The organism is Psychrobacter sp. TB55-MNA-CIBAN-0194 (genome assembly GCF_040309505.1).
In the GTDB taxonomy this organism is placed as follows: domain Bacteria; phylum Pseudomonadota; class Gammaproteobacteria; order Pseudomonadales; family Moraxellaceae; genus Psychrobacter; species Psychrobacter fozii.
On record NZ_JBEOOW010000808.1, the window covers coordinates 1 to 235 of the forward strand.

Sequence of the window (235 nt, forward strand, 5' to 3'; positions counted from 1 at the left end):
GTCTAAATGAAAGGCTAAATCTAACGAATGCAAATGTTTAAATACTTTAAGGCCAATATCACGCATGGCATGCTCGGTGACTCGAGAAAATACAGCATCGCGTACTTCACCTAAAAACACGCTGGCAAATCGCAGTGCGCCGTACATAACGAGTAATAAGGTTGGGACGAGCAGTAGCGGGTTAATTGATTTATCAACCGCATCAATTATTTCTTTTAAAGCCCATGGCATAAGC

1 protein-coding gene is annotated in these 235 nt (G+C 41.7%); it reads right to left on the reverse strand.

The window, feature by feature from the left end:
* Positions 1 to 235 (reverse strand): ABC transporter transmembrane domain-containing protein (locus AAEY75_RS17175; RefSeq protein WP_352260392.1); only part of this gene is annotated, 235 nt, incomplete at both ends.